Genomic DNA, 13473 nt, shown 5'->3' with positions numbered 1-13473 from the left:
AGAATCATTTGCAATCAAGATTCTGATATTTTGAAAGCAATATAAAACAATAAAGGCCGTCTGAAAATCATTCAAACAGCCTTTATTAGAATCAATTATGCAAATCTTTATATGCCTTCGCACTTTTGATCAAAATTTCCCTATCGATTACAGCTCGACATGGTGGTTTTGTTGTTCAGAACCAAGATGACGCTCCAAATCAGACAAAATCTGCGTCAGACCATGACGGACTTCTTCTGCATTGGCGGCAGGATTGCCGTTTGCATCCAAAGCACCACGGCTAAACGTATCGATATACGGTTCAAACGTATCTTTTAGTTTCAACAACTTAACTACATCTGAGCGTGTATATCTATCGCCACCGTATCCAATCACAACATTATTTTCATGTTGCCATTGGGCAAACTGAGCCGGACTGATTTGCACCAATTGGCACATCTCATCCAACGTAAAATAACGCTTGGCAGGAATAACCGGATTATTGTTGTTTGTCATAGTAATGCTCCACCATGCCTTTGAGTTTTTGGCTGGCATGGAAAGTTACCACACGGCGTGCGGTAATCGGCACTTCTTCGCCTGTTTTAGGGTTACGGCCAGGGCGTTGAGGTTTGTCGCGCAATTGGAAATTGCCGAAACCGGAGATTTTAATTTCTTCACCACGCGCCAAAGTGCTGCGGATTTCTTCAAAAAAGAGCTCGACGATTTCTTTGGCATCATTCTTGGTGACGTTGCTGACTTTGTCGACCAAAATATCAGCCAATTCTGCTTTAGTTAGTGTCATGTGTTTACCTTCATTCAAACTGGTGCAATTATTACCAAAATTCTTTTAAAAATCAAGTCCTCACCAAAAAATCAAATATTATTGGTGATTTTTGGCGACAACTTTTATCTTATTTTAAGCGCGAAGCTGTGCGTCTTTTTCGGCTGCCGCTTTAATCATTTTCGCAACCAAAGGCTCGATGACTTCATCTGTCAGCGTGTTTTCCATATCCTGCAAAATGATTTTGACGGCAACACTCTTCATGCCTTCAGGCACGCCCGTACCGCGATAAACGTCAAACACGCTGATTTCTTGAACCAGCTTGTTCGCCGCCGCTTTCAGGGCATTTAACAAATCATCATGCGTCACAGCTTCAGGCATTACAAATGCCAAATCTCGGCGTGCAGGTTGGAATTTGGATACAGACTGATAACGGGTTTTCTCACGACCCAATACCGCATCCATATCGATTTCAAATACCAGCGGCGCTTGTGGCAAATCATATTTTTGCAGCCATTTCGGATGCAACTCGCCAACAAAACCAACTACTCGGCCGTCTGAAACGATATTGGCGGCACGCCCCGGATGCAATGCCGGATGTTCGGTCTTAACAAAGGATACTTCCTTGTTTTTCAAGAGGCTCTCAACATCGGCTTTCATATCGTAGAAATCTACGTTGCGTGTTTTCTCGCCCCATTGCTCAGGCAGCACGGAGCCATACCACAAACCGCCGATACGTTCGTTTTGAACAAATTGATCAGCCGAATCTTTGCTGAACACACGGGCAATTTCAAATACGCGTACACGGTTTTGCTTACGGTTCAAATTGTTTTGCAAAACTTCCACCAAACCGCCGATAAGCGTAGAACGCATGACGGCATACTGCGCTGCCAACGGATTTTGCAGGCGGATAGGATGGGTATTGGCAGCAAAGTCTTGCTCCCATTGCTCATCCACAAACGCATAGCTGACCACTTCGCGGTAACCGCGAGCCGCCATTTCGTTATAAACCGCAAAACGCGGGCGTTTGGTTTCAGGCAAAGCCAACATTTTCAGACGGCCTGAAGTATAGTCGTCAGGAATATTTTCATAACCGTAAACGCGGCCGATTTCTTCAATCAAATCTGCTTCGATTTCGATGTCGAAACGGAAACTCGGCGCGGTAACACGGAAGCCTTCTTCGGTTTTCTCAGGCTGCAAACCCAAGTGTTGCAAGATAATTTCGACTTGCTCAGCAGGGATTTCAACGCCCAATACCGTTTTCAGACGGCCTAAACGCAATTCGACCTGTTTTGCCTCAGGCAATTTGCCTTGTGCCTCAACCATTTCACCAGCTGCACCACCGCAAATCTGTACCACCAATTCGGTAGCACGCTCAATGGCATCAGCTTGCAAGCAGTAGTCCACACCGCGTTCAAAACGGAAAGAAGAATCCGAACCAAAACCGTATTGACGGGATTTACCGGCAATAATCTCCGGTGCAAACCAAGCAGCTTCCAACACAATATTTTGTGTCTCATCAGAAACCGCGCTTGCCTCGCCGCCCATCAAGCCGGCCAAGCTCAACGCACCTTTTTCATCAGCAACCACCAGTGTATTGTCAGCCAAAGTAACCGTCTTCTCATTAAGACACGCCAAAGTCTCGCCATTTTGAGCACGGCGGACAATCAGACTGCCTGACAGCTTGTCAGCATCGAAAACATGCATAGGCTGACCGATTTCCAGCATCACATAGTTACCAATGTCCACCAATGCGGAAATGCTGCGGATACCGCTGCGTTCTAAACGTTGTTTCATCCAATCGGGAGTAGCCGCTTTCGCATTGACATTTTCAATAACGCGGCTGATAAAACGGCCACAGTCGGCCGGTGCATCAATACGGACAGCCTGTTTTTTCTCGCTGCCAATAGAGGCCGTCTGAATTTCAACAGGCGTAAACGCACATTGAGTCAATGCAGAAACCTCACGCGCAATACCCTTAACACTCAAGCAATCAGCACGGTTAGGCGTAATTTTCAACGTAAACAGCGTATCATCCAAATCCAAGTATTCGCGGATGTTAGTACCGACAGGCGCATCTTCAGGCAGAATGTGCAGGCCGTCTACACCATCATCAGGCAAACCCAGTTCATTGGTCGAACACAGCATACCGTTTGATGGTACGCCGCGCATTTTAGTCGGCTTAATTTTGAAATTACCCGGCAAAACGGCACCCGGCAACGAACACGGCACTTTAATGCCCGGCTTGACATTCGGCGCACCACAAACAATCTGAACCAACTCACCCGTACCGGCATCAACTTGGGTAACGTTCAAACGGTCTGCATCAGGGTGTTTCTCAACGGATTTCACTTCGGCAACAACCACGCCACTGAAAGCAGGGGCGGCAGTATCGATTTCTTCCACTTCCAAACCGGCCATGGTCAAAAGATGTTCCAGTTTATCGGCAGAAAGATCAGGATTGGCTTGGGTTCTCAGCCATGAGTAGGAGAATTGCATGTTATGTTCTCAATCAACTAATTAACTTTTTTATCAGATTTTGTTTTCAGACGACCTGTTTGTTTGGGGACGCAGGAGGCTTTCCAAGGCGGCAGCCTTTTATCGGGTTTTAGCATAAGTTATAAACTTCTTAATTTTTCCATCCAAGTGTGGAAATGTTGGCATTCACGTTCAATTACTGAGAGAGTAATGTTTTTAGCTGCTAATGGTCCATGCCTTGTTTTTCTATAAGAAGGATTTCTTAAACATCCTTCTAACCGTTTAGAAGGTTTTGTTTCATAACTATTATTGATATGCTCAGGCGTATCAAATTGTGACCGAATCGCCTTTAAACAATCTAAATATGATTCCCATCCCGGTTCTTGCTGGCTCAAAACCTCTACATCTGAAAAAAGTAGGCCTTCAAATTCATAGGGTTGAATATAGGGAATAAAACGTTCCGGACGACAGCCAATTTCACCAACCACTTTCTCCATTAACCCCTGTTCCAACATATCTACTTTCTGATAGACATCAGAAGAAGATAAGGCGGTTTTATAATTGGGAAAGTCCGTATCTAATGCATATAAATCAAGCATAGTCGAAACATAGGTATCTTGGCGTTGTCGTAAGGTATTGCGAACATGACACATAAAGCGATCAATTGTTACTGCACCACCTCTACCAGATTTGGAAGTAGGAATACAACGCGCCTCAAGAAAAATTTCTGAATGACTAAATACAGGAGCAACCACATCGCGAATAAAAGTTTCTTCACATTGTCCTTCAGTCAATATAACAATAGTTTTCATCAAGGCCGGCCTCCGAAAACATTTTGCTTCCAGAGTTCTCCCAAAGCATAGTCCTCTAACCAATCCGCCAAATTCTCCTGTGATAATCGCTCAAATTCAGAAGCTCCTTCTTTCTGATTTGCAACCACCACATCTTCAGGACTAAATTCATTAACCAATTCAACAGATTGTGTAGATACAATTAACTGCTTGGACTCAGCCACCTGCTTAAAAATGTCAGCCAACACAGTAATAGCATAAGGATGCAAACCCAATTCAGGCTCATCAATCAATACGGTATCTGGCAACAATTGACTAGGCTGTAATAAAAGTGTTGCCAAACAGATAAAGCGTAAGCTGCCATCTGAAAGTACATGTGCTTTCAAAGGCGTATCTGTTTTACCAATCTGCGTCCATTCTAATTCTATATATTCCGGTTCACCTTCTCGATGGACAAAATCGGAGAAAAACGGCAGAACCAAACGGATATTTTCCACTATCCTTCTGTATTCTTTAGGGTGCTTGTTATACAACATGCGTAGATATGCTGCTAAATTAGCAGCATCCGTTTTAAGCTTTAGGTTATCGTTAACAGCATGTTTTTGTTTGACCTTAGCTGTTTCGCTAGTATCGTGAAAATGATAGACACGCCAACCTTCAATAGCTGGGCGAACATATAGAGAGTATCCATCTTTGGCTTCTTTTAATTTCGATTCGTCATGTCCCAATCCCAATAAAGCACTTGGGCTATTAGGATAATAAACTCCCTTAAACCAACTTATCTCAGATTCAAAAATTAATCTATTATCATTAGTAGGAATTAAATTAATTTTGTACCCATTTAAATCAAAATAAAATTCGGCATGAATTTTTTCTGTTTCTTTCCGGCCAAAATGTAATAAAGCGTCAGGTCCTCCCTGTTTCTGCACATAAAGCTGCAAGTGTTGCTCATAAATCGCATTCAGCATACGAAACAGGCTAATAAAATTACTCTTACCTGCACCATTTGCTCCAATCAGAATATTTAAATTCTTAAATTGAAAATCTTTCAATTCACGGATGGATTTATAACCACTAACAGTAAGTGATGAAATTTTTGCCATAACAGCCTGCCCAAAACATTTTGCCTTAGTACATAATTACAACCAAGACAACAGAAAAAAATCAAAATTCAAATTAATCGAACTGTTTTAAAAACCCCAAATCGTTATCAAAAAACAGTCGCAAATCATTCACGTTGTAACGCAACATGGCAAAGCGGTCGAGACCGATACCGAAAGCGAAACCGGTATATTTTTCAGGGTCGATATTGACGTTTTTCAACACGTTAGGATGTACCATACCGCAACCACCTACTTCCAACCATTTACCGTTTTCACCCATGATATCGATTTCGGCAGAAGGCTCGGTAAACGGGAAGAAAGACGGACGGAAGCGTACTTGCAGGTCATCGCGTTCAAAGAAGCGACGGATAAAGTCAGTGAACACTGCTTTCAAGTCAGCAAAAGTCACACCCTCTTCAACCCACAAACCTTCGGCCTGATGGAACATAGGCGAGTGAGTGGCATCACTGTCCACGCGGTAAACGCGGCCGGGAGCAATAATGCGGATAGGTGGCTCTTTTTTGTCGAGCATATAGCGGATTTGAATAGGTGAAGTGTGTGTGCGCAAAACGTCGCCGTTTTCAACGTAGAAGGTATCTTGCATCGCGCGCGCTGGATGATTTGCAGGAATATTCAATGCTTGGAAATTGTGGAAATCATCTTCGATTTCAGGGCCGTCCGCTACTTCAAAACCCATACCGTGAAACAGCTCGACCACACGTTGCAAAGTCAAAGTAACTGGATGCAAACCGCCATGTTCTTGCGCACGGCCCGGCAAAGTAATATCCAAGGCTTCTGCAGCCAATTGGGCTTGCAGCTTGGCTTCATTCAGGGCATCGCGTTTGGCATTAAAGGCCGTCTGAAACTGATTTTTACATTCGTTGATATGCGCACCTATGGTTTTACGCTCCTCAGGAGACATTTGACCCAAAGTTTTTAAAAGCCCGGTCAATTCGCCGGTTTTACCAAGATAGCGTGCTTTAATTTGTTCTAAGGCATTGAAGTCTTGCGCGGCTTCAATAGCGGCAATACCTTCTGCAACGATACGGTTTACATTTTCCATAGTGGTTTATCGTCTGTTTGTTGATGGCAGGCCGTCTGAAACAACAAAGCCGTCTGTTGGATTTGATTGCAAACCCGTTCAGACGGCCTTTTGTCTTACTGTGGCCAATCCGTTTGATAAGAGAGGCCTATTTTATCGCAAATTAGTATAAAAAAATAGAGTTTAAAGAAAGAAAATCAACTACATAGGGTTTCTTTAAGCAAAGAAAAAAGGAAGCATAAGCTTCCTTTTTAAATAATCTTATCGAATTAAGCAGCCAAAGCAGCTTTAGCTTTTTCAACCAATTGTGCAAATGCAGCTTTGTCGAATACAGCCAAATCAGCCAATACTTTGCGGTCGATTTCGATAGCAGCGCGTTTCAGGCCGTTCATGAATTTGCTGTAAGACAGACCATTTTCACGAGCACCTGCGTTGATACGAACGATCCACAGTTGACGGAATTGACGTTTGCGTTGGCGACGGTCACGGTATGCGTATTGACCGGCTTTCATTACCGCTTGTTTGGCAACACGGTAAACGTTTTTACGACGACCGCGGTAGCCTTTGGCTAACGCGAAGACTTTTTGGTGACGGGCACGAGCGGTAACACCGCGTTTTACGCGTGGCATATTCTAAACTCCTTAAGCGTAGGGCAACATTTTAGCAACAGAAGCCAAATCGCGTGAATCCACCATAGCGGTGCCGCGCAATTGACGTTTAGTTTTAGTGGTTTTTTTGGTCAGGATGTGACTTTTGAACGCATGACCGCGTTTTACACCACCGTTACCCAGTACTTTAAAGCGTTTTTTCGCGCTAGACTTGGTTTTCATTTTAGGCATTGGAAAACTCCATTCGTTATTAGATAAGGTATAAGGGGTTTTGAAATAAATTTCAAACACTTGGAACCCAAAATACCACGGTTTTTGCCGCTAATTAAACCTTACTCCGAGCGGCAATCGAAATAAGCCTTGCATTATAGCTTTATTTTTTCTTAGGCGCAATCATCATCACCATTTGGCGGCCTTCCATTTTAGGGAAGGACTCGATTTGTGCCACTTCAGCCAACTCTTCTTTTACGCGTTCAAGCAGTTGGGCGCCCAATTGTTGGTGGGCCATCTCACGACCGCGGAAACGCAATGTCACTTTGACTTTGTCACCATCGGCGAGGAAACGGTTGATGTTGCGCATCTTGATTTGATAGTCGCCTTCATCAGTACCCGGACGGAATTTAATTTCCTTAATTTGTACCTGCTTTTGGTTTTTCTTGGCTTCGTCGCGCTTCTTGGCTTGTTGGTATTTGTATTTACCGTAATCCATCAGTTTGCATACGGGCGGTTTGGCAGTCGGGGAAATTTCTACCAAATCGACATCTTGCTCTTCGGCCATAGCCAGAGCTTCACGAACTGAAACGACACCAAGCTGATCGCCTGACTCACTGATTAATCGCACTTCTTTGGCGGTAATTTCACCATTGATTCGTGCTTCGCGTTCTTGAGCGATGATGAATACTCCTATAAAAATTAATGATTGACGAGGGCATCAGTGATTTCTTGCTGCAATTGCGCAATAAAATCATCTACATTCAAAGAACCCAAGTCTTCTGCTTTGCGGCGTACCGCAACTTTGTTTTCTTGTTTCTCTTTATCGCCGACAACGATTTGATAAGGGAAACGGTATTGGCTATTGTCGCGGATTTTGTAACCGATTTTTTCGTTACGCAAATCCAATTCGACACGGAAGCCTGCCGCCTGCAATTTGGCAGCCACTTCGCGACAATAATCTGCTTGGTTCTCGGTGATATTCATAATCACCATTTGAACCGGAGCAAGCCACAATGGGAATGAGCCTGCATGGTTTTCAATCAGAATACCGATGAAGCGCTCCAACGAACCCAAAATAGCACGGTGCAACATTACAGGACGCGCACGGTCGTTGTTTTCAGTTACATATTCGGCATTCAAACGCTCCGGCAATACGAAGTCCAACTGCAGGGTACCGCACTGCCAAGAGCGACCCAAGGCATCTTTGACATGATATTCAATCTTAGGACCATAGAATGCGCCTTCGCCAGGCAATTCTTCCCACTCTACACCGCAAGCGGTCAATGCATCACGCAAACCTTGTTCGGCCTTATCCCAGACTTCGTCAGAACCTGCACGTTGTTCAGGGCGGAGGGACAACTTCACAGCAACATCATGGAAGCCGAATTGTCTGTAAATGCGAACAAGCAATTCATTGAATGCACGTGCTTCATCAACGATTTGATCTTCGGTACAGAAGATGTGCGCATCATCCTGCACAAAACCGCGAACACGCATCAGACCATGCAATGCGCCGCTTGGTTCATTACGGTGGCAGGAACCGAACTCAGCCAAACGCATCGGCAAATCGCGATATGAGCGCAAGCCGTTATTGAAAATTTGCACATGACCCGGACAGTTCATCGGTTTAACCGCGTATTCACGTTTTTCGGAACTGGTCACGAACATATTGTCTTTATAGTTTTCCCAGTGGCCGGATTTTTCCCAGAAGGTTTTATCCATAATCTGAGGCGTTTTCACCTCTTTATAACCAGCAGCATTCAGCTCTTTGCGCATATGCTGCTCAATCACTTGCCACAAAGCCCAGCCTTTAGGATGCCAGAACACCATGCCCGGTGCTTCATCTTGCAGGTGGAACAAATCCAATTGTTTACCCAGCTTACGGTGGTCGCGTTTTTCCGCTTCCTCGATGCGTTGGATATAGGCTTTCAATTCATCTTTACTTGCCCAAGCCGTACCGTAAATGCGTTGCAACATTTCATTATTGCTGTCGCCGCGCCAGTATGCGCCTGCCAGCTTGGTCAGCTTAAAGTTTTTCAAGAAACGGGTATTGGGAACGTGAGGACCGCGGCACATATCGACGTATTCTTGATGATGATACATACCCATTGCTTCCACTTCAGGCATATCTTCAATCAGACGCAATTTGTACTCTTCGCCGCGATCTTGGAAAATTTTGATGGTTTCTGCACGAGGCGTCATCACTTTAATAACGTCATAGTCTTGTGCAATCAACTCTTTCATGCGCGCTTCGATAGCGGCCACATCATCAGGCGTAAATGGTTTTTCAGTCGCAATATCGTAATAGAACCCGTCTTCAATCACCGGGCCGATAACCATTTTTGCATCTGGGTAGAGCTGCTTGACCGCATGACCGACCAAGTGCGCGCAGGAGTGGCGGATAATTTCCACGCCTTCTTTGTCTTTTGGCGTAATGATTTGAACATGGGCATCTTCAGTAATCGGATCGCAAGCATCCACCAATTTACCGTTAACCTTGCCCGCTACCGTTGCCTTTGCCAGACCTGCACCGATAGACGCTGCAATTTGCGCCACGGTAACGGGTGATTCATATTGGCGGACCGAACCGTCCGGCAAGGTAATGTTCAACATCAGAAAGCTCCAAAACATTAAAAAATAACGGCATAAAGCCGTTATGGAAATTTGGTAGGCACAATTGGACTCGAACCAACGACCCCCACCATGTCAAGGTGGTGCTCTAACCAACTGAGCTATGTGCCTTCATCTAAGTCGCTTATTGTAACGAAGCGTGTTCCCTTTTGCAAGCATCTGTAAATACTTTTCAGACGGCCTGAATATTTTTGTTTGATTTATACCTCATTATTCTATCTCCTCCGTCATTCAGGCCGTCTGAAGCATTGTTTTGACAAAGATAAAATCCAGCCGTCAACCAACGAAAAATCCTTTATAATCTGCCCTTTCAATTCGCACACACGCGAACGTCCAATCTATTATTACTATGCTCAAATTTACCTTACACAAAAAAGACGGTCATGCCCGACGCGGCACTTTGGAACTGAACCACGGCAAAATCGAAACGCCGGTATTTATGCCGGTCGGCACTTATGGTTCGGTCAAAGCGATGAATCCGCAAAACCTGCATGACATCAAAGCGCAAATCATCTTAGGCAACACTTACCATCTGTGGCTGCGCCCCGGTTTGGAAGTCATTGAACAATTCGGCGGCCTGCACGAATTTATAGGTTGGGATAAGCCGATTTTGACCGACTCGGGCGGTTTTCAAGTATTTTCGTTGTCCGACATGCGCAAGCTGACCGAAGAAGGCTGTACATTCCAAAGCCCGATCAACGGCGACAAACTGTTCCTCTCGCCCGAAGTGTCGATGAAAATCCAAACTGTGTTGAATTCCGACATTGTGATGCAGTTAGACGAATGCACCCCTGGCGAAGCAACGCACAGCCAAGCGCAAAAATCGCTGCAAATGAGCCTGCGCTGGGCGGAACGCAGCAAAAAGGCTTTTGAAGACCTGAAAAACCCAAATGCGCTGTTTGGTATTGTCCAAGGCGCGATGTATGAAGATTTGCGCGAAGAATCGCTGAAAGGTTTGGAAGAACTCGACTTTCCCGGCTTGGCCATCGGCGGCTTATCTGTTGGCGAACCCAAGCCCGAAATGTACCGTATGTTGCGCGCCGTCGGTCCTATCCTGCCGGAACACAAGCCTCATTATTTGATGGGCGTCGGCACCCCTGAAGACTTGGTGTACGGCGTGGCACACGGCGTGGATATGTTCGACTGCGTCATGCCTACCCGCAATGCGCGTAACGGCTGGCTGTTTACCCGTTTTGGCGATTTGAAGATCAAAAATGCCAAACACAAACTCGACAAGCGTCCGATTGATGAAAGCTGCACCTGCTACGCCTGTCAGAATTTCAGCCGCTCCTACCTGCATCATCTGCACCGAGTCGGCGAAATCTTGGGTGCACAGCTCAACACCATCCACAATCTGCACTTCTACCAAGTCATCATGGCCGAAATGCGCGAAGCCATCGAACAAGGCAAATTTGCCGATTGGCAGGCGCAATTCCATGAAAACCGCGCCCGTGGTGTGGATTAATCCTTTTAAAGGCCGTCTGAAATCAGGTTTTAATTCAAACTGCTTTTCAGACGGCCTCAATTTTCTTAATTAATAAAGCACAATCATGTCCCGTTTCCATACCGAACCGCCCTTAGCCTACACCGCACAAAACCGTACCGCCGTCCTGCTGCTCAACCTCGGCACACCTGACGCACCCACTGCTGCCGCAGTCAAGCCTTACTTGAAAGAATTCCTGTCTGATCAACGTGTTGTCGAACTGCCCAAGCTCTTATGGCAACCGATATTACGCGGCTTGGTATTGACTTTTCGCCCGAAAAAAAGCGCGCATGCCTATGAAAAAGTTTGGTTTAAAGAAGGTTCTCCGCTTGAGGTTTACACACGCCGCCAAGCAGAAGCCCTGGCCAAACATTTGCCTGATGTCATCGTCCGTCATGCAATGACTTACGGCAATCCAAGCGTTGCCGACGTTTTGGCGGAACTCAAAGCCCAAGGCGTGGGCAAATTGCTGGTCATCCCGCTCTATCCGCAATATGCCGGCTCTTCTACTGGCGCGGCTTTGGACAAAGTGTTTCAAGAGTTATTGCTGCAACGCAACCAAATGAGCGTCCGCACCGTCTCCCGTTATTACGACGATACCGCCTATATTCAAGCCATGAAGCAGCATATTGAAGCCTATTGGGCCCAAAACGGACGCGGCGAAAAACTGATGTTGAGTTTCCACGGCATTCCGCAAAAGCATCATGACGACGGCGACCCTTATCCTGACGAGTGCCACCATACCGCCAAGCTGTTGGCGCAGGCATTGGGCTTGTCCGAACAAGAATACATCGTTTCTTTCCAAAGCCAGTTTGGCAAATCCCAATGGGTCAAGCCCAGTACGCAAGCCCTGTTTGATCAGCTACCGAAACAAGGCACGACCAAACTCGACGTATTCTGCCCCGGCTTCCTGGCCGACTGCCTCGAAACCATGGAAGAAATCGCCATTATGGGACGCGAACAATTCCACGCCGCAGGCGGCAAAGAATACCGTTACATCCCCTGCCTCAACGATTCCGCCGACTGGATTGCCGCACTTGCACAATTAAGTCGGGCTAATCTGCAAGGCTGGATTTGACCTAAACCAAAGGCCGTCTGAAAAATTCACTTTCAGACGGCCTTTAGCGTTATCATCAAGCTATTAAAACGCAAACCAAGCGTGTGGCCATCAAAAACACTACTCTAAAAGGAACACATCATGACTGCACTCCGCCCTATCCTGCTCCTTCTGACCTCACTCAGCATCCCAACCGCTTTTGCCGCCGATGTCGCGTTGATGAGCAAAGGACAAAAGATTTACGAAACCAACTGCGCCGCCTGCCACGGCAAAAAAGGCGAAGGCCGGGGTGCCATGTTCCCGCCTTTATTCCAGTCCGACTATATCAACAAAAAACCGCAAGTCCTGTTGCAAAGCATGACCAAAGGCATCAACGGCCCGATTAAAGTAAACGGCAAACCCTACAACGGCTTCATGCCTTCTACCGCCATCAACGATGCCGATGTTGCCGCCGTTGCCACTTACATCATGAACGCCTTCAATAATGGCGGTGGTACGATTACTGAAGCAGATGTCAAAAAATCTCACGGGAAAAAATAAAACGTCTCGCCCATAAAGGCCGTCTGAATATTTCAGACGGCCTTTTCGATATGGAACACATTTTTGTTTCTATATTTATGGTTACGCAACATCAACAAACATACGCAAAAAACCGTCAAACCAAAAAAAGCATATGCGTTTTATGTTAAAGTAAACATTATTTAGCGGCTGTTTTGCGTCCAGGCCGTCTGAAAGGTTTTATGTCATGAACTTTTTCCGCAAGACTGTTTTATTTTTAGTCGTCCTCTCCATATTTGCCGCCTGCGGCTCCTTTATTTCCCAATACGTTTTGGGCATGAACCCGTGCGTATTGTGCATCCTGCAACGCTTGTGTGTATTGGCTGTCGGGCTGTTGGCCATTGTTACAGCATTCAGTTCTCAATCTTCCAAATTTGCCCGCTCGCTCTCGGCATTGTTGATTGCCGCTCCAGCCGTTTACGGCGCAGGTGTCGCCGCCTATCAAATTTGGCTGCAAAGCCTGCCGCCCGGCACCGCCCCTTCTTGCGGCGCACCTTGGACCTTCCGCCTGCGCGACTGGCCTTTGTTCGATTGGTTTGAACCCATCGTCCGCGGCTTCGGCAACTGCGCCGAGCCGGACTATCTATTCGGCGTCACCCTGCCGGTGTGGAGTATTTTGTATTTCAGCTTCGTGGTATTGCTGCTGCTTTGTGCTTGGTTGAAAACCAGAAAAATCTGATTGGTTTCGATATAAAAAGGCCGTCTGAAATTTCAGACGGCCTGAGACCTTTGCAAAAAAGTCCTCCCCC

At 46.0% G+C, this 13473-nt stretch carries 14 protein-coding genes and 1 tRNA gene; 4 read left to right on the top strand and 11 right to left on the bottom strand.

What is annotated here, in order from left to right; translation table 11 throughout:
• Positions 1-147: 147 nt before the first annotated feature.
• The 11 genes from O3682_RS06485 to O3682_RS06435 all read right to left on the bottom strand — a co-directional run bounded on the left by O3682_RS06485 (position 148) and on the right by O3682_RS06435 (position 9737).
• Positions 148-495: a hypothetical protein gene (locus O3682_RS06485; RefSeq protein ID WP_004519475.1), complete on the bottom strand. Its 348-nt coding sequence runs from the start codon at positions 493-495 to the stop codon at positions 148-150.
• The gene (locus O3682_RS06480) at positions 479-781 is read right to left on the bottom strand and encodes an integration host factor subunit alpha (RefSeq protein WP_003680933.1); all 303 of its coding nucleotides are present in this window, start codon (positions 779-781) and stop codon (positions 479-481) included. Before O3682_RS06480 ends, O3682_RS06485 begins: the two co-directional genes overlap by 17 nt.
• Before the next feature lie 114 nt (positions 782-895).
• Entirely contained in the window at positions 896-3259 is a 2364-nt protein-coding gene (gene pheT, locus O3682_RS06475) for a phenylalanine--tRNA ligase subunit beta (protein WP_371509131.1), read from the bottom strand.
• A 119-nt stretch (positions 3260-3378) separates the two neighbouring features.
• A complete protein-coding gene (locus O3682_RS06470) occupies positions 3379-4050 on the bottom strand; it encodes a DUF4276 family protein (protein ID WP_371509129.1) in 672 nt (223 codons plus the stop codon).
• Entirely contained in the window at positions 4050-5132 is a 1083-nt protein-coding gene (locus O3682_RS06465) for an AAA family ATPase (protein ID WP_371509128.1), read from the bottom strand. Before O3682_RS06465 ends, O3682_RS06470 begins: the two co-directional genes overlap by 1 nt.
• Before the next feature lie 73 nt (positions 5133-5205).
• Positions 5206-6195: a phenylalanine--tRNA ligase subunit alpha gene (pheS, locus tag O3682_RS06460; protein ID WP_371509126.1), complete on the bottom strand. Its 990-nt coding sequence runs from the start codon at positions 6193-6195 to the stop codon at positions 5206-5208.
• Positions 6196-6443: 248 nt separating this feature from the next.
• Positions 6444-6803, bottom strand: a complete 360-nt coding sequence (rplT, locus tag O3682_RS06455) for a 50S ribosomal protein L20 (RefSeq protein ID WP_003675502.1) — start codon at positions 6801-6803, stop codon at positions 6444-6446.
• 12 nt (positions 6804-6815) lie between these two features.
• A complete protein-coding gene (gene rpmI, locus O3682_RS06450; protein WP_003675505.1) occupies positions 6816-7013 on the bottom strand; it encodes a 50S ribosomal protein L35 in 198 nt (65 codons plus the stop codon).
• A 142-nt stretch (positions 7014-7155) separates the two neighbouring features.
• Positions 7156-7677, bottom strand: coding sequence for a translation initiation factor IF-3 (infC, locus tag O3682_RS06445; RefSeq protein WP_079453677.1), 522 nt, complete (start codon positions 7675-7677; stop codon positions 7156-7158).
• Between the two features lie 17 nt (positions 7678-7694).
• The gene (gene thrS / locus O3682_RS06440) at positions 7695-9608 is read right to left on the bottom strand and encodes a threonine--tRNA ligase (protein WP_371509124.1); all 1914 of its coding nucleotides are present in this window, start codon (positions 9606-9608) and stop codon (positions 7695-7697) included.
• Positions 9609-9660: 52 nt separating this feature from the next.
• A tRNA-Val gene (locus O3682_RS06435) sits at positions 9661-9737 on the bottom strand.
• Between the two features lie 238 nt (positions 9738-9975).
• On the opposite strand from O3682_RS06435, the gene tgt reads away from it, so the two are divergent.
• The 4 genes from tgt to O3682_RS06415 all read left to right on the top strand — a co-directional run bounded on the left by tgt (position 9976) and on the right by O3682_RS06415 (position 13403).
• Positions 9976-11091 carry a tRNA guanosine(34) transglycosylase Tgt gene (tgt, locus tag O3682_RS06430; protein WP_003745960.1) on the top strand — a complete coding sequence of 372 codons (1116 nt, stop codon included), beginning with the start codon at positions 9976-9978 and terminating at the stop codon, positions 11089-11091.
• Between the two features lie 85 nt (positions 11092-11176).
• Complete coding sequence (gene hemH, locus O3682_RS06425; protein ID WP_371509122.1) at positions 11177-12187, top strand: ferrochelatase; 1011 nt, start codon at positions 11177-11179, stop codon at positions 12185-12187.
• A 120-nt stretch (positions 12188-12307) separates the two neighbouring features.
• A complete protein-coding gene (locus tag O3682_RS06420; protein ID WP_371509120.1) occupies positions 12308-12706 on the top strand; it encodes a c-type cytochrome in 399 nt (132 codons plus the stop codon).
• Positions 12707-12911: 205 nt separating this feature from the next.
• The gene (locus O3682_RS06415) at positions 12912-13403 is read left to right on the top strand and encodes a disulfide bond formation protein B (protein WP_371509118.1); all 492 of its coding nucleotides are present in this window, start codon (positions 12912-12914) and stop codon (positions 13401-13403) included.
• Positions 13404-13473 lie beyond the last annotated feature (70 nt).

The sequence above is a fragment of the Neisseria sp. 27098_8_112 genome, assembly GCF_041433235.1.
Classification (GTDB): domain Bacteria; phylum Pseudomonadota; class Gammaproteobacteria; order Burkholderiales; family Neisseriaceae; genus Neisseria.
Note: the sequence above shows the minus strand (reverse complement) of the source record. Positions and strands in the feature narration are given on the sequence as shown.

Bases quoted from the DNA above. Each gene is read 5' to 3' on its own strand.
- O3682_RS06485 (WP_004519475.1), bottom strand. From the start codon at position 495: ATGACAAACAACAATAATCCGGTTATTCCTGCCAAGCGTTATTTTACG.
- O3682_RS06480 (WP_003680933.1), bottom strand. From the start codon at position 781: ATGACACTAACTAAAGCAGAATTGGCTGATATTTTGGTCGACAAAGTC.
- pheT (WP_371509131.1), bottom strand. From the start codon at position 3,259: ATGCAATTCTCCTACTCATGGCTGAGAACCCAAGCCAATCCTGATCTT.
- O3682_RS06470 (WP_371509129.1), bottom strand. From the start codon at position 4,050: ATGAAAACTATTGTTATATTGACTGAAGGACAATGTGAAGAAACTTTT.
- O3682_RS06465 (WP_371509128.1), bottom strand. From the start codon at position 5,132: ATGGCAAAAATTTCATCACTTACTGTTAGTGGTTATAAATCCATCCGT.
- pheS (WP_371509126.1), bottom strand. From the start codon at position 6,195: ATGGAAAATGTAAACCGTATCGTTGCAGAAGGTATTGCCGCTATTGAA.
- rplT (WP_003675502.1), bottom strand. From the start codon at position 6,803: ATGCCACGCGTAAAACGCGGTGTTACCGCTCGTGCCCGTCACCAAAAA.
- rpmI (WP_003675505.1), bottom strand. From the start codon at position 7,013: ATGCCTAAAATGAAAACCAAGTCTAGCGCGAAAAAACGCTTTAAAGTA.
- thrS (WP_371509124.1), bottom strand. From the start codon at position 9,608: ATGTTGAACATTACCTTGCCGGACGGTTCGGTCCGCCAATATGAATCA.
- tgt (WP_003745960.1), top strand. From the start codon at position 9,976: ATGCTCAAATTTACCTTACACAAAAAAGACGGTCATGCCCGACGCGGC.
- hemH (WP_371509122.1), top strand. From the start codon at position 11,177: ATGTCCCGTTTCCATACCGAACCGCCCTTAGCCTACACCGCACAAAAC.
- O3682_RS06420 (WP_371509120.1), top strand. From the start codon at position 12,308: ATGACTGCACTCCGCCCTATCCTGCTCCTTCTGACCTCACTCAGCATC.
- O3682_RS06415 (WP_371509118.1), top strand. From the start codon at position 12,912: ATGAACTTTTTCCGCAAGACTGTTTTATTTTTAGTCGTCCTCTCCATA.